The organism is Amedibacterium intestinale (assembly GCF_010537335.1).
Lineage (GTDB): Bacteria > Bacillota_I > Bacilli_A > Erysipelotrichales > Erysipelotrichaceae > Amedibacterium > Amedibacterium intestinale.
In genome coordinates, this window is record NZ_AP019711.1 from 1,017,886 (window position 1) to 1,036,079 (window position 18,194).

22 protein-coding genes and 3 pseudogenes are annotated in these 18,194 nt (G+C 33.9%); 5 read left to right on the forward strand and 20 right to left on the reverse strand.

Translation table 11 applies throughout. The features are described 5' to 3' along the window. Positions 1-9 precede the first annotated feature (9 nt). Complete coding sequence (locus A9CBEGH2_RS05330) at positions 10-2,325, reverse strand: endonuclease MutS2 (protein ID WP_118277721.1); 2,316 nt, start codon at positions 2,323-2,325, stop codon at positions 10-12. Continuing rightward, positions 2,315-2,935: a CvpA family protein gene (locus tag A9CBEGH2_RS05335; RefSeq protein WP_118277722.1), complete on the reverse strand. Its 621-nt coding sequence runs from the start codon at positions 2,933-2,935 to the stop codon at positions 2,315-2,317. Before A9CBEGH2_RS05335 ends, A9CBEGH2_RS05330 begins: the two co-directional genes overlap by 11 nt. Positions 2,936-3,080: 145 nt before the next feature. On the opposite strand from A9CBEGH2_RS05335, the gene rnhC reads away from it, so the two are divergent. Together rnhC and A9CBEGH2_RS05345 are read left to right on the forward strand one after the other, a co-directional pair. Continuing rightward, positions 3,081-3,959 carry a ribonuclease HIII gene (rnhC, locus tag A9CBEGH2_RS05340; protein WP_118277723.1) on the forward strand — a complete coding sequence of 293 codons (879 nt, stop codon included), beginning with the start codon at positions 3,081-3,083 and terminating at the stop codon, positions 3,957-3,959. An 11-nt stretch (positions 3,960-3,970) separates the two neighbouring features. After that, positions 3,971-4,264, forward strand: a complete 294-nt coding sequence (locus A9CBEGH2_RS05345; RefSeq protein WP_118277724.1) for a hypothetical protein — start codon at positions 3,971-3,973, stop codon at positions 4,262-4,264. A 17-nt stretch (positions 4,265-4,281) separates the two neighbouring features. On the opposite strand, the gene A9CBEGH2_RS05350 is transcribed toward A9CBEGH2_RS05345, so the two are convergent. From A9CBEGH2_RS05350 to A9CBEGH2_RS05385, 8 genes are all read right to left on the reverse strand, one after another. Beyond that, positions 4,282-4,770 (reverse strand): deoxycytidylate deaminase, encoded by a 489-nt coding sequence (locus A9CBEGH2_RS05350; RefSeq protein WP_115715227.1) that lies wholly within the window; start codon positions 4,768-4,770, stop codon positions 4,282-4,284. Between the two features lie 142 nt (positions 4,771-4,912). Continuing rightward, the gene (locus A9CBEGH2_RS05355) at positions 4,913-6,151 is read right to left on the reverse strand and encodes a rhomboid family intramembrane serine protease (protein ID WP_118277725.1); all 1,239 of its coding nucleotides are present in this window, start codon (positions 6,149-6,151) and stop codon (positions 4,913-4,915) included. Between the two features lie 2 nt (positions 6,152-6,153). Then, complete coding sequence (locus A9CBEGH2_RS05360; RefSeq protein ID WP_115715229.1) at positions 6,154-7,071, reverse strand: RluA family pseudouridine synthase; 918 nt, start codon at positions 7,069-7,071, stop codon at positions 6,154-6,156. Next, positions 7,059-7,535 carry a signal peptidase II gene (gene lspA, locus A9CBEGH2_RS05365; RefSeq protein ID WP_118277726.1) on the reverse strand — a complete coding sequence of 159 codons (477 nt, stop codon included), beginning with the start codon at positions 7,533-7,535 and terminating at the stop codon, positions 7,059-7,061. Before lspA ends, A9CBEGH2_RS05360 begins: the two co-directional genes overlap by 13 nt. Positions 7,536-7,673: 138 nt before the next feature. After that, a complete protein-coding gene (locus tag A9CBEGH2_RS05370) occupies positions 7,674-7,940 on the reverse strand; it encodes a hypothetical protein (RefSeq protein ID WP_118277727.1) in 267 nt (88 codons plus the stop codon). 135 nt (positions 7,941-8,075) lie between these two features. Next, positions 8,076-8,924: an aldo/keto reductase gene (locus tag A9CBEGH2_RS05375; RefSeq protein WP_118277728.1), complete on the reverse strand. Its 849-nt coding sequence runs from the start codon at positions 8,922-8,924 to the stop codon at positions 8,076-8,078. A 16-nt stretch (positions 8,925-8,940) separates the two neighbouring features. Further along, positions 8,941-9,525: a sugar O-acetyltransferase gene (locus tag A9CBEGH2_RS05380; protein WP_118277729.1), complete on the reverse strand. Its 585-nt coding sequence runs from the start codon at positions 9,523-9,525 to the stop codon at positions 8,941-8,943. Then, positions 9,515-10,033, reverse strand: a complete 519-nt coding sequence (locus tag A9CBEGH2_RS05385; protein WP_232057318.1) for a flavodoxin — start codon at positions 10,031-10,033, stop codon at positions 9,515-9,517. The genes A9CBEGH2_RS05380 and A9CBEGH2_RS05385 overlap by 11 nt, the downstream gene beginning before the upstream one ends. Before the next feature lie 189 nt (positions 10,034-10,222). Between A9CBEGH2_RS05385 and A9CBEGH2_RS05390 the strand changes: the two genes are divergently transcribed. Both A9CBEGH2_RS05390 and A9CBEGH2_RS05395 read left to right on the forward strand, forming a co-directional pair. Next, positions 10,223-10,804 carry a helix-turn-helix domain-containing protein gene (locus A9CBEGH2_RS05390; protein ID WP_321191738.1) on the forward strand — a complete coding sequence of 194 codons (582 nt, stop codon included), beginning with the start codon at positions 10,223-10,225 and terminating at the stop codon, positions 10,802-10,804. After that, positions 10,798-11,748: pseudogene (locus tag A9CBEGH2_RS05395) on the forward strand (IS3 family transposase); the annotation flags it as partial. The gene A9CBEGH2_RS05390 and the pseudogene A9CBEGH2_RS05395, both read left to right, overlap by 7 nt. Before the next feature lie 66 nt (positions 11,749-11,814). Here the strand turns inward: A9CBEGH2_RS05395 and A9CBEGH2_RS05400 are convergent. Both A9CBEGH2_RS05400 and A9CBEGH2_RS05405 read right to left on the reverse strand, forming a co-directional pair. Beyond that, on the reverse strand, positions 11,815-12,204 hold the full coding sequence (locus A9CBEGH2_RS05400) for a MerR family transcriptional regulator (protein WP_115715233.1): 390 nt from the start codon (positions 12,202-12,204) through the stop codon (positions 11,815-11,817). A gap of 206 nt (positions 12,205-12,410) precedes the next feature. After that, a pseudogene (locus A9CBEGH2_RS05405) lies at positions 12,411-12,575 on the reverse strand (helix-turn-helix domain-containing protein); the annotation flags it as partial. Positions 12,576-12,612: 37 nt separating this feature from the next. Here A9CBEGH2_RS05405 and A9CBEGH2_RS05410 point away from each other — a divergent pair. Then, positions 12,613-12,843, forward strand: a pseudogene (locus tag A9CBEGH2_RS05410) (site-specific integrase); the annotation flags it as partial. 306 nt (positions 12,844-13,149) lie between these two features. Here A9CBEGH2_RS05410 and A9CBEGH2_RS05415 read toward each other — a convergent pair. From A9CBEGH2_RS05415 to glpK, 8 genes are all read right to left on the reverse strand, one after another. Next, positions 13,150-13,965, reverse strand: coding sequence for a DUF1700 domain-containing protein (locus A9CBEGH2_RS05415; protein ID WP_118277448.1), 816 nt, complete (start codon positions 13,963-13,965; stop codon positions 13,150-13,152). After that, on the reverse strand, positions 13,952-14,281 hold the full coding sequence (locus A9CBEGH2_RS05420) for a PadR family transcriptional regulator (protein ID WP_118277447.1): 330 nt from the start codon (positions 14,279-14,281) through the stop codon (positions 13,952-13,954). Before A9CBEGH2_RS05420 ends, A9CBEGH2_RS05415 begins: the two co-directional genes overlap by 14 nt. Before the next feature lie 125 nt (positions 14,282-14,406). Then, positions 14,407-14,919, reverse strand: a complete 513-nt coding sequence (locus A9CBEGH2_RS05425) for a dCTP deaminase/dUTPase family protein (RefSeq protein WP_115715236.1) — start codon at positions 14,917-14,919, stop codon at positions 14,407-14,409. 11 nt (positions 14,920-14,930) lie between these two features. Beyond that, a complete protein-coding gene (locus A9CBEGH2_RS05430; RefSeq protein WP_118277446.1) occupies positions 14,931-15,185 on the reverse strand; it encodes a TIGR03905 family TSCPD domain-containing protein in 255 nt (84 codons plus the stop codon). Positions 15,186-15,204: 19 nt separating this feature from the next. Next, positions 15,205-15,705 (reverse strand): Gx transporter family protein, encoded by a 501-nt coding sequence (locus tag A9CBEGH2_RS05435; RefSeq protein ID WP_118277451.1) that lies wholly within the window; start codon positions 15,703-15,705, stop codon positions 15,205-15,207. Next, a complete protein-coding gene (locus A9CBEGH2_RS05440; RefSeq protein WP_115715238.1) occupies positions 15,705-16,079 on the reverse strand; it encodes a NusG domain II-containing protein in 375 nt (124 codons plus the stop codon). The genes A9CBEGH2_RS05435 and A9CBEGH2_RS05440 overlap by 1 nt, the downstream gene beginning before the upstream one ends. A 106-nt stretch (positions 16,080-16,185) precedes the next feature. After that, entirely contained in the window at positions 16,186-16,608 is a 423-nt protein-coding gene (locus A9CBEGH2_RS05445) for an FMN-binding protein (RefSeq protein WP_232057319.1), read from the reverse strand. A gap of 49 nt (positions 16,609-16,657) precedes the next feature. After that, complete coding sequence (gene glpK, locus A9CBEGH2_RS05450) at positions 16,658-18,139, reverse strand: glycerol kinase GlpK (protein ID WP_118277445.1); 1,482 nt, start codon at positions 18,137-18,139, stop codon at positions 16,658-16,660. Between the last annotated feature and the right edge of the window lie 55 nt (positions 18,140-18,194).

An 18,194-nucleotide genomic window follows, 5' to 3' on the forward strand; every position in this document is an offset into this window, starting at 1 on the left:
TAAAATCCTCTATTTCTTTTGTTTCAATTTCACAACGGTAGCACCAAGTCCCCCTTCGCCTTGTCCTCCCATCATATAGCTTTCTACATTCTGGTTTCGTTTTAAATAATCATGGACACCTTTTCTTAGCTTGCCTGTCCCCATTCCATGAATGATACGAACCTGATATACTTTCGCAAGAATCGCATTATCCAAATATTTATCAATGACAGGAATCGCTTCGGCAACACGCATACCAATGACATTGCATTCCATGGAAAAGGAAGTAATACGACTTTTGGAAACACCACTTTTTTTCTTTTTCTGTACTTGACGTGTTGCATGTGTAATTTCTTTTGTAGTTGTATTCATCTTCATATGATTTGCCAATACACATACTTTATCTTTTTGAATCGATAAAATTTCTCCATAATAATTCAATTTCTTTAACTGAACATAATCCCCTACCGCAAAACTTTCTTCTTTTTCTTCTTCTGCCTCATTTTCTTCCACTTCAATATTAGACAAACGAGATTTTAAGGCACTGATTTCATGCGGTTTTGCGTCACTTTGTAACTGTTTTAACTGTTCCAGCACTTCATATGCTTCTTCTTTTGTTTCCTCAAGCTGTTTTTGTGCTTCATCTTTTACTTCCTGTAAGATCTTATCTTTTTCTTTCTGAAGGTGTTCTTTTTCTTTTTCAAGTTTTTCCTGCAGCTGTTTTACATCTTGTAGTTTTTCTTCCAGTTTTAGTTTTGCATCATGATGTTCCATTGCCAAGCGTTCTACTTTTTCTAAAGCAATGTCCGTATCATTTTTTTGTTCCTCTTTCATATTTTTGGCATGTGCAATGATGGATTCTTTTAGTCCATAACGTTTCGCGATTTCAAAAGCATAAGACTGCCCGCTCATACCTTCAATATAACGATAAGTCGGTTTCATCGCATCCACATCAAATTCTACACTGGATAGTAAAATATCCTCATGCTGAGAAGCATATGTCTTTAAAGCAGAATAATGGGTTGTCGCTATAACCATAGCCTTGTTTCTTCTTAATTCATCCAAAATCGCAACCGCCAAAGGCTCTCCTTCTTTTGGATCGGTCCCACTTCCCAACTCATCCAGTAAAACCAAAGAATGCTTTCCAGCATGTGCACAAATTTGGGCCATTTTTGAAATGTGAGAAGAAAAAGTAGATAACGATTCCTGAATAGATTGTTCATCTCCTATATCTACAAATATATTGGTAAATAAAGGTACGATTGCTTCCTGCGCACTTACCGGCATTCCACACATTGTCATTGCGACAAACAAACCGATAGTTTTTAACGTAACCGTTTTCCCTCCGGTATTACTTCCTGTAATCAATAGACTATGATGAGGAGAAGCAATTTCATACGTATTGGCAACTACCTTTTCTGGTTCAATCAAAGGATGACGGGCATCTTTTAAATACAAATGTTCATCTTTTGTATCTAGAGTAGCAACACATCCATCCATTTTCTTTGCCCAGGCACCTTTCGCAAAAATACTATCCAAAAGTGCCATCGTATCTAAATTACCTAACAATTCATATGCGACCGTTTTTACACCTTGACTTAATCCAAATAAAATCTTAGCGATTTCTTCCTGCTCTTTTGATACAAGACTTTGCAAGCGATTGTTTAAGACAAGAAGACTTCCAGGTTCAATATACGCAGTTTGTCCTGACGCACTTTCCCCATGAATAAATCCATCAACACTATTTTTCTCTGCGATTTTTACAAGCACACAAGTTCTTCCATTTCTTTGTGTCGTAATCGTATCCATTAATTTTGATGCATTTCTTGCGATAAAACGCTGTACTTCCTTGTTGATATCTCCCTCACATATACGAATAGATTTACGTACAGATTTTAATTCTGCACTAGCGCTGTCCATCACCTCATAATTAACAGAAATACAGCGTTCAATTTCACTTGCTGTTTTTCTTTGATCGCTAAAAGAATCAACAAGTTCTTTTAAAGATGGAGTTTCTAAATCACACCCCTTAAAATAAGATGTAATGTGCTCACAAGAACGTATTCCATCCGCGATACGACGTAATTCCATAGCGCTTAATGTAGCATCTTTCTTACTTGCTTCAATACTTTCCTGTGTATCATGAAGACCTTGAAAAGAAGGAGCCCCATAACGTATCAATAAATCATAGGCTTCCTTTGTTCTTTGCAGTTCACGCTTGACCCACAATTCTTCAAAACGTGGGGAAAGTTGTCGTATTTTCTTTTTTCCCAGGGAAAAGCAGCAATGCTGGGCGATCTGTTCCTTTACATTCTGCAATTCTAATGATTCAAATCTATCTTTCATGTTCTTCCTCCCTGTTTTGTACACCATATATTTCTGTATTTATATCCATTGATTGTAACGCCTCTTCAAATTTCTGAAGCTCTTTCATTGGTTCTTCTAAATAAAACATTAGCTGATCACTAATTGGAATGCTGTAGCGAAGAATCGATTGTCTTCCGATCTGTGACCAGTCATTCCAAAACAAAAGCTGTGTAAACAAGAACGCCACCAGCATCAAAAAGCATGACTGGACAATACCTAAAAGTGCTCCTCCCACTTTATTTAACCATGATACTATCGGAATTTTCTGTACTAGTTTTGCGATTGGTTTTAATAATAAAATCAGGAAATTTCCTATAATAAATAAAATAACAAACCAGGCTAAACGATTTATCGTTGTATACAGCATTGCATCCATCAAAAGTGAAGCTGATGTCAACATTTCCTGCTGATAAAGTGGAATCGACTGTGCAAAAGGAACAGATAAGTTCCATGCAAGAACGCCTGTGACAAAGAATCCTAATAGACTTAATAGTTTCCATAAAAAACCATTTTTCCAGCCAGTATATATACAAACGGCTATTACGATAACCGCAATAAAATTAACAACAAATACTGCATTTACTTCCACACGATCACCTGTATCCTTTCAATTTTTTATTTTATCATATTTTAAAAGTGAATGTAAAATACTTAACGAGTTAACAAATACAACATTTTATTATCCAACCCCTCTAGTTTATGGTAAAATAAATAGCACACCAAGGAGGTTACCTATGTCAACCTATACGAAAACTATGAATCCTGCACAAATTGAAGAATTAGAACATCGACTAAAAGACTGTACAAAACGAAAAACTCCTCCCTATGCATTGTATCAGTATAAAACATCCGATTGTGTGATTACTGCTTATGCTTCTGGAAAAGTTGTTTTTCAGGGAGAAGGTGCTGATTTTTATATAGATTCACTGCCATCTGAAAAAAAATCTACTCCTGCAGCTTCTATAAAAGAACAATTTCCGCAATGTGGAAGTGATGAAGTTGGTACAGGAGATTATTTTGGTCCAGTAGTAGTATGCGCAGCTTATGTAAAACAAGAACAAGTTTCCTGGTTAAAAAGCCTGGGGATACAAGATTCCAAGGCAATGGATGATGCCTATATACGAAAAATAGGAAATCAGGTAATGAGTGAAATCCCTCACAGTCTGTTAATTTTAAACAATGCAAAATACAATCAAATTCACTCTTCGCATAATATGGTTGCGATAAAATCAAAACTGCACAATCAGGCTTATGTGCACTTACAGAAAAAAATAGGAATGCTTCCTTCCCTTTGTGTTGTCGATCAGTTTGTGGCAGAAAATTCTTATTATCGTTATTTAAAAAATGAAAAAGAAGTAATCAAAAATCTGCACTTTGAAACAAAGGCAGAAAATAAATATCTTAGCGTTGCCTGTGCATCTTTAATTGCGCGTTATGCATTTCTATTGTCCTTTGATGCCATGCAGCAGCGCTATAACTTTTCTTTTCCTAAAGGTGCTGGAAAAAACGTAGACATCAGTATTCAGAATTTTGTAGAAAAATATGGAAAAGAAGAACTGTACAATATCGCAAAACTTCATTTTGCGAACACAAACAAGGCAAAAATCATGTAAGGAGAATGCTTATGAAAAGAAAATTACCTGGAATAATAATATTACAAAGTGGAAAACCAACAATAGAAATAGAAGGCAAAATATATTCTTTAAAAAGAACTTATCGAAGACTGCAGGTTGCTTATCAAGTTGCTTTTTGTATCCTTGCTGTACTTATGATTTTGTTTCTTCCTGATTATCTTCCTTTTCCTTTTTTTGTTTCATTAGGAATTATGATCCTTGCTGTATTGCTTCTATGGTTTCTTTTGCCTTTTTTACTTGGCTTATTTATGCCTAAGAAATCTTCTGCATATATTGAAAAATAAACCAGCTCTCGCTGGTTTTATTGTATATTTTCTTCTTTTTCTACACACAGATTCACTTTATAAGGAAGCTGCTGCAATATTACCCCTGCTGCACGCAGCATCTTTTTACTTGCAATTGTCGCATCGGTATTTGCATACTTATCAGATTCATAAACGATACGGCTGATGCCACTTTGTATGATTGCTTTTGCACATTCGTTACATGGAAATAAAGAAACATATAAACTGCATCCTCGCAAATCATTTTTACTATTTAATATAGCATTTAATTCTGCATGAACAACATATGGATATTTCGTATTGCCAAACTCTCCTTCACGATCCCATGGAAACACATCATCACTGCATCCATTTGGAAAGCCATTATACCCAATACTTACCACGCGATGCTCATTACTAACAATAACCGCTCCTACCTGTGTGCTTGGATCTTTGCTGCGCATAGCACTTAAATGTGCCAATCCCATAAAATATTCATCCCAAGTAAGTACATTTTTCCTCTTCATGCTATCGACCTCTCATTGCTTTTAGTATACCATATCTTCTAAATATCCAAAAGTATAAATATCTTGATATATATTGCAGCCATTCAAATGGCTTATAAATTTTCTTAAACCTATAATATTCTGTATTCTTCTATTTTCTTATTTACTGCAATTTATACTGCTTATTGTATGCCTTTTTTAATGTTTCTGCATAATCCATATATCCATATTCCTTGAAAGTTTCTATCACTTGCTTATCAACATTTTTTTCTAAAGGTTCTACACGCTTTGTCTGATAAGTTGTATATACTAATCCGCTAGTAAATATAAGTAGCGCAAAACAAGTTTGCAGCCGAATATAATGCCATTCTTTTTTTCTAGAAAATAGGATGCCTAATAAAAAACCAGTGACACCTCCGCCAATATGAGAAAAGACAGATAGACCTGGAAGAAGGCATACAAGAAGATCTAGTGCCAAAAAGCGTAAAAGTATTTTTTGTATGAATGGTGCTTCATATCTTTTTCCTTCCAGAACCCATGCAAAATAAGAACCTGTCAATCCAAAAATAGCAGCTCCGGCACCAAACCCAACTGCATTCGCTTCTCCTACCAGCATAAATACATTTCCAACTAAACCAGATATTATGAAAATTAGAAAGAATTGATATTTTTTAAATATTGGTTCACAAATTTTACCAACACTATATAAAGCATATATAGAAACAGGGAAAAGCAGCAAATCCCCTTGAACAAACATAGAAGTAAACAATCGAAAATATTCATGATTTGCCACAACATTCATTTTATAGTAACATCCGCTTAAAATCCATCCAGCTAAAGAACTGTTCAAATATATCCCCAATAAAAAAGAAATGATTGTAAAGCTACTGCATACAAACACAAGAAAAAGAGTTAAATACGGATATATTTTTTTCAGCGTAGACTTCAGCAGTTTCTTTTGATTTTTCAACTGTACACTTTCAATATGTCCGCTAATATGAACAAATTCATTTTGTAAATCTTCAACATCATGCAGTACGCGATTCAATTTTGGAAATAATTTTAAAATAGATACATCACTAACACCATCTTTATGTACAAATACCTGCTTCAAAGGAGCTGCATGATCCATATGATTATCTATTGTCGATAATTCTAATGGTTCTCCCTGCTTTTGAATCAGTGAGTAAAGCATCATAAAAACCGGATGTACATAACTATCCCAAGAAGCATCATCATCTTTCTCATAGATGACATGAATCACCGGATGCTGTTTGTGCTTTGGATTTGCCAGCCATATTTCATGCTTTTCTTTTGCGACTCGCATGATTTGATAATTATGTTCACAAACAAGATATTCTACAATCTGATAAGCAGAAATGAATGCTTTAGAATATTCCATTCTTATTTCTGTTCCTTTCTTAATTCTTCTAAAATATCTTCAAATTGTTTTGGAAGCGGCGCTTCTACCGTAATTTTTTCATTTGTGGAAGGATGAACAAATGTTAACTGATGAGCATGTAAAAGCTGTCCTCCACAATCCATTGTTTTACGATAAGAATATTTCTCATCACCAACAACGGGATGTCCGATGTATTGCATATGTACACGAATCTGATGCGTTCTTCCTGTCTCCAAACGACACTCTACAAGTGTATAATTTTTAAAACGTTCAATAACTTTAAAATGCGTACGTGCGTCTTTTGAATTTACTTCTGTAACAGCCATTTTCTGACGATCTTTTACATCTCGTCCAATCGGCGCATCAATTGTACCAAACTCATGTTCAATTACTCCATGTACCAAAGCATAATATAAACGATTTACCGTTTTGCTTTGCAGCTGTTCACTTAAACTAACATGTGCTTTATCATTTTTCGCAACAATTAATAATCCTGTTGTATCTTTATCAATACGATGAACGATTCCCGGACGAAGAACACCATTAATACCAGATAAATCTTTACAATGGTACAACAAACCATTCACCAGTGTTCCAGTTTGATTTCCAGCAGCTGGATGTACAACCATATTGCGAGGTTTATTTATGACAATGACATCACTATCTTCATAACGAATATCTAAATCCATTTTTTCAGGCTTTGCTTCTAATTCTACTTCATCATCAAAGCAGGCATAGATATGATCCCCTGTTTTTACTTTGTAATTTGCTTTTGAAACTTTGTCATTCACAAGAAGCACTCCATCCTGCAATAATGACTGAACACGACTTCTTGACAGGTCTTTTTCTTTATCACTTACATACTTATCCAAACGACATAATGCATCTTCTTCTAATACCGTTAAATCTATTTTTCGCATCTATGAAACCCTCCATAACTTTCTAAAAAAATGGACACAAACAATAAAAATACTCCAATACATAGCGCCATATCGGCAATATTAAATACTGGAAAATCATATCCTAAAATTATAAAATCGAGAAAATCACGTACATATTGAAAACATAAGCGATCAATAAAATTACCTATCGTTCCTGCAATCATGAACACAAGTGCATATTGTGTAATCTTATCTTTTTTATCCATTGTAAAATAAAAATAAAACATAATCCCTAAAGCAAGCAAGGTTACAATATAGAAAAAAATCATTTTTCCTTCCATCATGCTCCAGGCAGCACCTGTATTATGTACATACGTCAAATTAAAAAAGCCTGGTATAATTTCCTTACTGTCCCCTAACGCAAATGTATTGCTGATTCCTATTTTACTTAGCTGATCCGCAACTATTAACAAAATTCCTACTGCTATATGTTTAACTCTCATAACGATTGTATCCTTTCTAAAAATGGTGTTACCATTTTACATAAGCGAACCAATTATAACAAAGTTTTATACTATCGTCCACCATACATTTCAGACATTTTAACTATTAAAAGTTAAACATCATAAATAATAGAATATTTATATATTTTCAAAAAGACGTATAAAAAACATTTTAAAACCATCTTCTAGAGCAGATGTACTTACATCCTTTGCGGCAATATCATAGTAATATTTTCCACTTGCAATATCTTTAGACAAGGAATCTAAAGGAAATCCATGTACTCGTTTTCTATGAGGTTTTGAAACGAGCAAAAATGGCTCTGTAGCTAGTGAATCATCCATGCTTGAATAACAAGTATTTTCATTAAATACAAAGGATATTGTATTTCTATATCTACCAGTCATTTCTCCTCCATGTTTCTCAATTTACGAATAAATAAGGGATTTATGATTAATATTCTACTCATATAAAAGTTTTTTATAAGTACACTATCAAGAATACATATTCATTTTATTTAATAAATCCAATTTAATATTATTTTATTTTTGACCTTCGACATTGGGACGCCACGTTGCAAAACGTTTTAGCGCTTCTTCATCTCTGCCATAAAAAGGCTGATTTTTATCAATACTTGCAATTTTCATCATATCCTCTTTCGTCAAAGTGAAATCAAAAATATCAATATTTTCTTTAATGTGCGGCTCTGACTTAGAGCCTGGAATCACAATAACATTCATCTGCGTATGCCATTTCAGCACAATTTGTGCTGGACTTTTTTTATATTTATCTGCTAACTCCTCAATAACTCTTTCTTTCAAAATTGATTTGTTATCACGACCACCTAATGGATACCATGCTTGCATAACAATGTTGTTTTTTGAAAGTAGTTTTTTCAGCTCTGTCTGTGGATAATAGGGGTGTGCTTCTACTTGAATTAATGCAGGGACAACTGAGCAATTATCTAATATTTCCTGAATTTCTTGGATATTAAAATTGGAAATTCCTATCGCTTTGAGTTTTCCCTCCGTATATGCTTTTTCTAATTGTCTATAACCAGCCAGATAATTTGCAGAGGGCTGATGTAAAATCATCAGGTCTATATATTCTGTATCTAACCTCTTTAATGTTTCTTCTATTGCATCTTCATCTTCATAGAAGGATGGCCATAATTTAGTTTCAAGAAATATCTTATCACGAGAAAGTCCCGATTTTTTCATTCCTCTTCCAACAGCTTTTTCATTAACATATGCATTAGCAGTATCTATTAATTCATATCCATTTTTCAATGCATATGTGACAGCATTTTCAGCATCATCTGGCGAAAGTAAATATGTACCTAATCCAATCATAGGCATCTTAATGCCATTATTTAAAGTAATATAATTCATAACTCTGTTCTCCTTTTTATTCTTTTTGTTTATCTGGGTCTTGATAACGAATTATTTTCGCAGGAACTCCTCCTACTACTGCATAGTCTGGAATATCTTTTGTTACTACTGCTCCTGCTCCTACAACAGCATATTTGCCAATAGTTACCCCAGGACAAATCGTTACATTCATACCAATCCATGCATTTTCTTTAATGGTAACCTTTCCATATGTATAAATGGTATGTCGTTCGTTCATGTCATGATTAATTGTTGCAATCCGAACACCTGGTGCAATCATAACTCCATCTTCAAATTCAATGCCACCAGATGACGATAAAATAGCAGAATGATTAATAAAAACGTTTTTTCCAAACTTCACACGATTACCAAAATCACAAATAAATGGTGTTAAAATTCTAACATCTTTAAGACTTTTTCCAAACAGTTCCTCCAAATATTGAATATATGACGGATCATCTGGCAATACTGCATTTGCTTTAGCACAAAGCGTTCTTGCACGAAGCATTTCATCAGCAGCTTCTTTAAAATAACCTTCACATACATCAGTCGGACCGCCTTGTTCCATTAAACTATATACGTATCCTTTTTCATAATTCATTTTTTACCCACCTTTCAATTATATCTGTTGCTTCATCTACCGAACCTCCCAATATTGCAAGTCCTGATGATACTTTTGAACCTTTGGCAAATTGTGATATTTCTTTTTCTGTTGAAGAAAGACCGCTTCCTTCATGTGTACAAAAAGGGTGTATTACCTTACCCTTAAAATCAAACGCTTCTAAAAATGTATATACTGCCATAGGCATAGTTCCCCAATAATTTGGATAGCCTAAATATATTTCATCATAGTTCTCAAAATTTTTTGGTAAAGAAATAAGTGGAGGTCTTGCATTTGCTTGTAAATCTTTCTTTGCTTCTTTAACGCAAATATTATAATCACTGTTATAGGGGTTCTTTTGTTCTAATTTAAATAAATCAGCACCTGTAAACTTAGCAATTACTTTTGCAACTTTTTCGGTATTTCCAATCTTTATATACTTCATTACACCATTGAAGTAATTCTCGTCTGCCCTTGAATAAAACACCACGAGTTGATATGATCCCACTAAAGTAGACACACGAAATAAACAAACGTGTATCTATGGAGGTGGGATTTTTCTATGGGAAGAAAGCCAAAGTTATCAACAAAAGAAAAAGTATATATTTGTGAACAATATTTAAACAGAGAGAAAAGTGTAAGAGAGCTTGTCAATGATTTTAATATCGATAAGAAGACAATAAGTACATGGATAAAGATGTATCAGTCATTGGGACCTAGATGTTTCAACCATAAAACACATAATGCAAAATATACTAAAGAGTTCAAACAACAGGTAGTTCAAGCATATTTTGCAGGAGAAGGTTCTCTCGTAGATATTGCCATCAAATATGAAATTCCTTCATACAGTACTGTCAGAAGCTGGATTAAGAAGTATAATAACCTTGAAGAACTTAAGGATTATGATCCTAAGCCGGAGGTTTATATGAAAGATCGCAGCAGAAAAACAGCAAAAGAAGAACGTATTAAAATCGTAAATTACTGTTTGGAACACAACAAGAATTATAAGGAGACAGCTGAACTATTTGATATTTCATACACGCAGATATATCAATGGGTTAGAAAATATCTATCAGCTGGAGAGGAAGGTCTTATCGATCGTCGCGGACAGCACAAGACTGAAGAACAGCTAAGCGAAACAGAGAAACTGCAACGTAAGGTAAAACTTCTTGAGCATCAGCTTAAGGAAATGGAAATGGAGAATGAGCTCTTAAAAAAAGTACAGGAAATCGAAAGGAGGCGGTATTCTCCAAAACGAAAAACGAAGCGAAATACTTAGCTATCAGAGAACTTCATGAAGCAAAGAAATATAGTATCAGCTGGATGTGCAAACGATTAGGTGTTAAACGTTCAGCCTATTATAAATGGCTGAATCGCTCTATTACAGCCAATGAACAGGAAGATATGAAACTAGCAGAAATCATCATGGAATATCATCAGAAATATGGTGGGATTTTAGGTTATCGCAGAATGCGTATCTTCATCAATCGTAAATATAATAAGCACTATAATACGAAACGTGTTCGTAGAATAATGAGGATTCTTGGGATTCATTCTGCAATCAGAGGAAAAAGAACCTGTTGTACGGTTTCAAACAAGCTGAATCAAAAAGCTGAGAATATACTCCACCGAGAATTTGAAGCATCTGGACCAAATGAAAAATGGACAACCGATGTAACGGAGTTCAAAGTCCCACATTCGCAAGAAAAACTATATCTTAGTGCATTTTTCGATCTGTATGATCGTTCTATTATCGCATGGTCTATTAGTAATCGAAATGATAATGCACTTGTGTTAGACACCTTCAATCAAGCAATCAAGCTAAATCCAGATGCTCACCCGCTATTTCATTCAGATCGGGGTTTTCAATATACAAGCCCGGTATTCCAGCACAAGCTGAAGGAACAAGGAATGACGCAGTCCATGTCAAGAGTAGCGTGTTGTCTGGATAATGGTCCAACAGAAGGTCTATGGGGAATCATTAAAACAGAAATGTATAAGATATATGATATCCATAATAAAGAGAGCTTGGTGGAAGCAATTAGCAAATACATCGATTTCTATAATCATCAACGTTATCAAACGAGATTTGATTCAAAAGCACCAATGGAAGTAAGAATAGAAGCTATCAATAATGAAAAACCAAAACATTATCCAATCGCATTTAATCCAAGAATCGCAAAATATAAGGAGTCACTCAAAAACAAAACCCAATCAGCATGATGCCAATTGGGTAATAAATTTTACTTATTTAGTGTGTCCACTTGACAGGGACCAGATCAAGTTTTTTCATTCTTTTTTTTCTTTTTTCCATATCAATTTTCCTGTCCTTAACGCTTCCTCATAACGAAAAATTTTAAATGATAATTTATCCATAGTTTTTTCGATGTTGTTTTTTTGTTCTTTTAATATCTCCATTTGACTATTTAAAAGTTCTAATCTTGCTGGAATTGTCTTATCTCCCTGTTGAAACAGTCTTACATATTCAATCATAGCTTCAATAGGTAATCCTGCACTTCTCATACAAATTGCCAATTCTACCCACTTTAAATCTTCTTCTTGATAGTCACGTATTCCACCAGATGTTCTGGTAACTTCAGGTATCATTTTAATTCGTTCATAATATCGCAAAGTATCTTGACTAATATGATATTTTTCTGCAACTTCTTTGATTGTCAATTTTCAATCACCTCCCGCTGAAAACACTATACAACTTAGAGTTTACTCTAAGTCAAGAAATTTTCTTATTTTTTTATGTGATTTTTATTCTTATAGCAATCAAATTGTATATGAAACAGATGGAGTCTTTGTCGAATTGTCAATGGGTTTGACAATTATACGCCATTTCTTCCTCCTGTTAGCACAGAAAAAGGAAAAGGGGATATTCGTTCTAACAATTTTTGAAACTTCAAATGCTGGATAAATTTTTTAAGTGGATAAAAATCATACACATGTATACTCTTTCCATTGATATAGTCTGTTATATACTTGCGTAGCTGTTCTAACTCATCTTCCAGACATTCTTCCTCGCTGTCAAAGAAATTATCATAAATAAACGTCTAAAAAGAAAACCGATAGAGATAGATACACAACAATTTATTCTCCTGCATGGTAAAGAACTATAACAAACACCACGCAGACAATCCCCTGCCATATATCTATCACATCGTACATACTACGCCTACGTTCTGTACAAGATTGGCAAGCAGGAACATGAAACCGAAATATTTACAATACATCATGACACATTCCAACTTCAGTTTCACGATGAACTGGTATGCTTATGCATCCATAGATACCGCAAAATCAGAGGTTTGACGTCTTATTACATAAGAAGGATTTACCACGATTGACAGAGAAAACATAAAAAAACCGCCATAAGCAGTTTTTCGTTCTTCCTTTTTATAAAAGAAATGGAATTAGGAAAGTATGTGCATCAAGGAGGATGAACTTGACAAAAGTTTTTCTTTTATAAAAAGTATATAAGATTTCTTTAAATCTTGTACATACTTTATCACACATAAAAATAATTTTCAATATTTTTCTGTAAGAAAATGCTTTTATTTATGAAAATAATTTCAAAAATACATTCTTTTTCCATAAATCGATAAAACAACTTTCAATTTACACCTTTCTTTTCCATAAACATTTATAAGATATATAGATAAACAGCATAAATATAAGACTAGTGCCAGAGAAAATCATCAAAAAAAGCAAAATAGAAGTATTATAAATAGCCGACCAATTTACTATAAATGATAAGGAATAAAAAGCAAAGCTTAGCAGTATTATCATACATAGGAAAAAACTTCTTTTTACCGATAAAAGCTCCTTCCAATTCCCTTCATTTAGTACATGAAGATTAAAATTAGAAAACTTAAGTTCTTTTATGCTTTCCCCCTGGTATTTTTCAATACGCTTTTTTAATGCTTTCATTAGCGTAGAAACAAAAACTAAGATATAAATCACATTAACCAGTACTTCCCATGGTTTTATTAATAACTTACCTATATCATATCCTAAAACACCATTTAACAAACCCGATCCTAGAATAGATATTAGGTTAAAGGGAATCCTTAATAATAGAAGCAAAACAAGAACAACAAAAATCTCAAACAAGAAACTTAAAATCTTTCCTAAATCCATAGAAAACAAGGAACAAACTATCCTTTTACAATTTTCTAATACAAAATTCAAACTTCTATCCTCTTGCTCACTTGTTTGTTTCATTTCTTCAACATTGATTTTATAAGCATCCAAAATTTCATCAACCAATTCATTGAAATCTCCAAAATCCTGTATTGCTTCTTCTTCATCTTTTCCTTCCTGCATCTTCATTTCAATATGCGTACGATATTCATCCAGAATGTCCTGTCGCTCCTTTTCATTTAGAATATGCAAACGTTTTTCTAGCAGGCTTAGAAATTCATCTTTTTTCATCTGTATCACTCTCCTCTATAAACCGATTCACTCTTTCATAAAATGTATGCCAATCTTCCAATAAAGCTTTCATACGTTCTTTTCCAATAGCTGTCATTCGATAATATTTTCTAGAAGGTCCTTCTTTTGATTCTACCAGATATGTTTCAAAATAATGTTCATTGGTAAGTCTGCGAAGCAAAGGATATAATGTCCCCTCATTAACATCAACAATCTTTCCTACCTCTGATACAAGTTCATATCCATACTTATCTTTATTGTTTAAAGACAATAAAACAATAAGTTCTAATACTCCCTTTTTAAATTGAGCATTCATGGCATCACCTCTTTGCAGATATATTCTACCCCTCACTACTGTGCAATGTCAAGTACTGTATATATTATAATACTAAAAAGCAGATGATTTTAATCTTTTACGATTTCTTTCATCTGCTTTTTATATCATTTATTTGTACTTCCAAATCCGCCATTTCTTATTTCTTTTACATCATCATCTTCACAAATACCAAAAGGAAGAAAAATACCCTGCATAAATCCAGCTTGTGCTTTCAATTCAACAACCTTTTGTTCTGTTGTATCATTTGTTAATTTTGAAAACATATGTCCTTCATTATCAGAATAGAAATAATCACTGTCAATAATTCCAACTGTGTTGTTTAACTGTAAACGATATTTAAACCCTAATGAACTTCTTGGAAACAGCTGCAAGACCCAGCCTTCTGCTATTTCTACACGTATTCCTGTAGGTATCTTTATAATTTCTTTTGGCTGTAAAACAATATCTATAGGCAAAAAGAAATCATATCCTGCAGAACCACTGGTAGCTCTTCTTGGAAGCTGAATACTTTCATAGATTTTCACCACTTCATCTTTTGAAGTATTTGGAAAAGTATCTAACCAGTCTTTTTCAAACTGTTCATAACTCACTTTATAAAATTTCGCAATTCTTTGCATATCATCACCTGCTATCCTTGTTTCTTATACTGCTGCAATGCCTTTGAAATCTGATCTGGGCAGGAAGTAGCTTTCCCTCCGCAGCGAACCCCGCAAAATGCATCAATCACTTCATCAATTGTTTTGTTTTCAAGAATACGTGAAATTCCTAAAAGATTTCCTGGACATCCTCCAACAATTGTAACATGTCGAATAATATCTCCATCCATTTCAAAACGCATTTCTCTTGAACATACCCCTTGCGGTTTATAAATAAATGTTTCCATATCTTTCATCCTTTCCCTATCATAGTCTATGCTGTAATCGCTCTACAACAGAATCTGCTAAAAAAGCAATAAACAATCCACTTGGAATCCCTAATAAGATCAAAAGTGGTAAGATTGCCTGCATAAAAAACTGCTGATATATAAATGTTACCATTATGACCTGTCCAATCGCATGAAAAACACTTCCTGCAACACTAACCCCATAGATACTCATAGGGGTAAACTTTTTAGCAAGCAAACATGCAATTGAACTTAATATCACGCCACTTAAAGAAAGCCAAAATCCTGTTCCAAACAAAGTTCCTTTCAATAAAGATGCAAAAATCACTCTTGTTAAATTTACACCTATCATAATTTTAAAATTAAACAAATATAAGGCAATCAACCCTACAATATTTGCTAAACCTAAACGAAAACCTGGTACAGGAAGAGGCAATGGTATCATTGATTCAACCATATGAAACAAAACACTTAATGCCACCAGCATCGTAATTGTCGTCATTTTCTTTGTCTTATTCATCATTGAATCACCACATCCACATCCCCTTCTTCAGAAGAGAAAATCTGTACTACAATATCATTGGGAAGACATACGATTGGACGATTCACATCATCTACCCAGCCTTGAATAGAACATAAATGATTAGGAGATGTTTCTTTTTCAACACGAACTTCTCCATCTTTTACTTCTACATGTACAACCCCCAAAGTTCCTTCTACTTCATAGGTTGCATCTTCATTTAACGGTTTACGCAGCACTTCCTTATCTTTATAATTTACGACGACTTCTTTTTCACTGTTTTGTGTAAGCATTTGTTTCCATAAAGAAGGAAGATACAAACCAAAAGCTATAAAAACTACCAATAGGATAAATATTTTATCCGCTTTATTCATACACTTTCCTCCTCTTATAATATTTAGCCATTCTATTATAACTGGGGAAGGTATGCATTGCAAATACTATTTAAAAAAGACAACGATTATTATGAATCATTGCCTTCTATTTCTTATTCTTTGCATCCATTTCTGCTTGTTTGATTGCTTCTATAAAAGTATCTACACGAATTGTACAGCCTGTTTTTAAATCTTCATTAACACTTTTTCCTTTTTCATCTGTTTTAATATTTTCGATTCCATGCGTTTTTACATAATCTTCAAAAAACAAGACTTGCTCATACCATTCTTTTCCAATGCTGCTAGCCTGTTTCATTCCATAGCTATTTTGCAGCTGCTTCTTTGTTTTATCAACATCGGCTACAGTTTCATCTATCGACACTTCCTGAATTTTATTGTCTTTTAATATAACTTTTGCAGTTGTGATTTCTCCATTATCTTGCGTAACTTGTGCACTGCCTTCCATTTTTGAACTGCATCCGCAAAGAAGAAAAGAACAGACCATTATAAAGAAGAATTTCATAATCATATATCATCCTTTCTTTATTAATATGTTCTCTTTTCTTTATCTTATTCATTTAAAACTGTAATACTGCATGAATTGCTTTTTTCCATTTTGTTAAGTTTGTTTCTCTTGTTTGTGTATCCATCTTTGGTGTAAAACAAGCGGATACTTGAAAATACTTTCGTATTTCTTCCTGATTTTTCCAAAACCCACAGGCAAGTCCTGCTAAATAAGCAGCACCAAGTGCTGTTGTTTCAAAAATGACTGGTCGAATAACCTGTGTCTTTGTAATATCACTTTGAAACTGCAACAAGAAAGAATTCGCAGAGGCACCTCCATCTACCTGCAGTTTTTCTATCTGCATATTACTATCTTCCTGCATAGCACATAATACATCATTTGTCTGATAAGCCAAAGATTCTAATGCAGCACGAACAATTTGTTCTTTGCTTGTTCCTCTGGTAAGTCCAAAAACAGCACCTTTTACATCTGGTTTCCAATAAGGAGCACCTAACCCTGTAAAAGAAGGAACAAAGACAACACCGCCATTATCTTCACAATGTACTGCCATCTTTTCACTTTCGCTGCTATCAGAAATGATTTGTAAATTATCTCTTAGCCACTGAATCACTGCTCCAGCTATAAAAACACTGCCTTCTAAAACATACGTGCACTCTCCCTGTATGCTCCACCCTGCACATGTCAATAAACCATGTTTTGAGTGAATTCTTTTATTTTTGGTATTCATCAGCAAAAAACAACCTGTTCCATATGTATTTTTTACACTTCCTGCTTCAAAACATGTTTGTCCAAATAAAGCAGCCTGCTGATCTCCAATCATTGAAGCAATTGGAATTGGCTGTGCAAATAACCCCTTTACATGACCAAATATTTTAGATGAATCTACGATTTCAGGAAGCATACATTTTGGTATATTCCAAAGTTTTAGTAATTCTTCATCATATTGCAATGTATCTAAATTCATTAACATGGTTCTTGAAACATTGGAAACATCACTCATATGACATTCTCCCTGTGTTAGTTTCCATAACAGCCAGCTATCCATCGTACCAAACAATAATTCTCCTCGTTCTGCTTTTTCCTGTGCCCCTTCCACATGGTCTAAGATCCAGCGAATTTTACTTGCGGAAAAATATGGATCAAGTAAAAGACCGCATTTTTCCTTAATCCACTCTTCTTTTCCTTCCTGTTTAAATTTTTCACAATAGGAATTGCTTTGCCTAGACTGCCAAACGATTGCGAAATAAATAGGCTGTCCACTTTTTTTATCCCATACAACCGTGGTTTCCCTTTGATTTGTTATCCCAATAGCCGCAAGTTCTTCCTCCTTGACACCTGTTTTTGCCAGCACTTCAAACATGACACCAACCGTACTTGCCCATACATCATTTGCATTTTGTTCAACCCATCCTGGATGAGGATAATAGTTTTCTATTTCTTTTTGTGCAATTCCTACCATATTGCTGTCATGGTCAAAAAGAATTGCACGTGTACTTGTCGTACCCTGATCAATTGCCATTATATATTTTTTCATAGAAACCTCCTCTTTATATATTTTATTATATATGAAAAAACAGCTCATCGAAAGC

Coding starts and splice junctions, on each gene's coding strand:
- A9CBEGH2_RS05430 (WP_118277446.1), bottom strand. CDS start 15,185: ATGGAAACATTTATTTATAAACCGCAAGGGGTATGTTCAAGAGAAATG.
- A9CBEGH2_RS05330 (WP_118277721.1), bottom strand. CDS start 2,325: ATGAAAGATAGATTTGAATCATTAGAATTGCAGAATGTAAAGGAACAG.
- glpK (WP_118277445.1), bottom strand. CDS start 18,139: ATGAAAAAATATATAATGGCAATTGATCAGGGTACGACAAGTACACGT.
- rnhC (WP_118277723.1), top strand. CDS start 3,081: ATGTCAACCTATACGAAAACTATGAATCCTGCACAAATTGAAGAATTA.
- A9CBEGH2_RS05350 (WP_115715227.1), bottom strand. CDS start 4,770: ATGAAGAGGAAAAATGTACTTACTTGGGATGAATATTTTATGGGATTG.
- A9CBEGH2_RS05435 (WP_118277451.1), bottom strand. CDS start 15,705: ATGAATAAGACAAAGAAAATGACGACAATTACGATGCTGGTGGCATTA.
- A9CBEGH2_RS05425 (WP_115715236.1), bottom strand. CDS start 14,919: ATGCAAAGAATTGCGAAATTTTATAAAGTGAGTTATGAACAGTTTGAA.
- A9CBEGH2_RS05440 (WP_115715238.1), bottom strand. CDS start 16,079: ATGAATAAAGCGGATAAAATATTTATCCTATTGGTAGTTTTTATAGCT.
- A9CBEGH2_RS05415 (WP_118277448.1), bottom strand. CDS start 13,965: ATGAAAAAAGATGAATTTCTAAGCCTGCTAGAAAAACGTTTGCATATT.
- A9CBEGH2_RS05445 (WP_232057319.1), bottom strand. CDS start 16,608: ATGATTATGAAATTCTTCTTTATAATGGTCTGTTCTTTTCTTCTTTGC.
- A9CBEGH2_RS05345 (WP_118277724.1), top strand. CDS start 3,971: ATGAAAAGAAAATTACCTGGAATAATAATATTACAAAGTGGAAAACCA.
- A9CBEGH2_RS05360 (WP_115715229.1), bottom strand. CDS start 7,071: ATGCGAAAAATAGATTTAACGGTATTAGAAGAAGATGCATTATGTCGT.
- A9CBEGH2_RS05355 (WP_118277725.1), bottom strand. CDS start 6,151: ATGGAATATTCTAAAGCATTCATTTCTGCTTATCAGATTGTAGAATAT.
- A9CBEGH2_RS05380 (WP_118277729.1), bottom strand. CDS start 9,525: ATGAATTATGAAAAAGGATACGTATATAGTTTAATGGAACAAGGCGGT.
- A9CBEGH2_RS05390 (WP_321191738.1), top strand. CDS start 10,223: ATGTATCAGTCATTGGGACCTAGATGTTTCAACCATAAAACACATAAT.
- A9CBEGH2_RS05375 (WP_118277728.1), bottom strand. CDS start 8,924: ATGAATTATATTACTTTAAATAATGGCATTAAGATGCCTATGATTGGA.
- A9CBEGH2_RS05370 (WP_118277727.1), bottom strand. CDS start 7,940: ATGACTGGTAGATATAGAAATACAATATCCTTTGTATTTAATGAAAAT.
- A9CBEGH2_RS05420 (WP_118277447.1), bottom strand. CDS start 14,281: ATGAATGCTCAATTTAAAAAGGGAGTATTAGAACTTATTGTTTTATTG.
- lspA (WP_118277726.1), bottom strand. CDS start 7,535: ATGAGAGTTAAACATATAGCAGTAGGAATTTTGTTAATAGTTGCGGAT.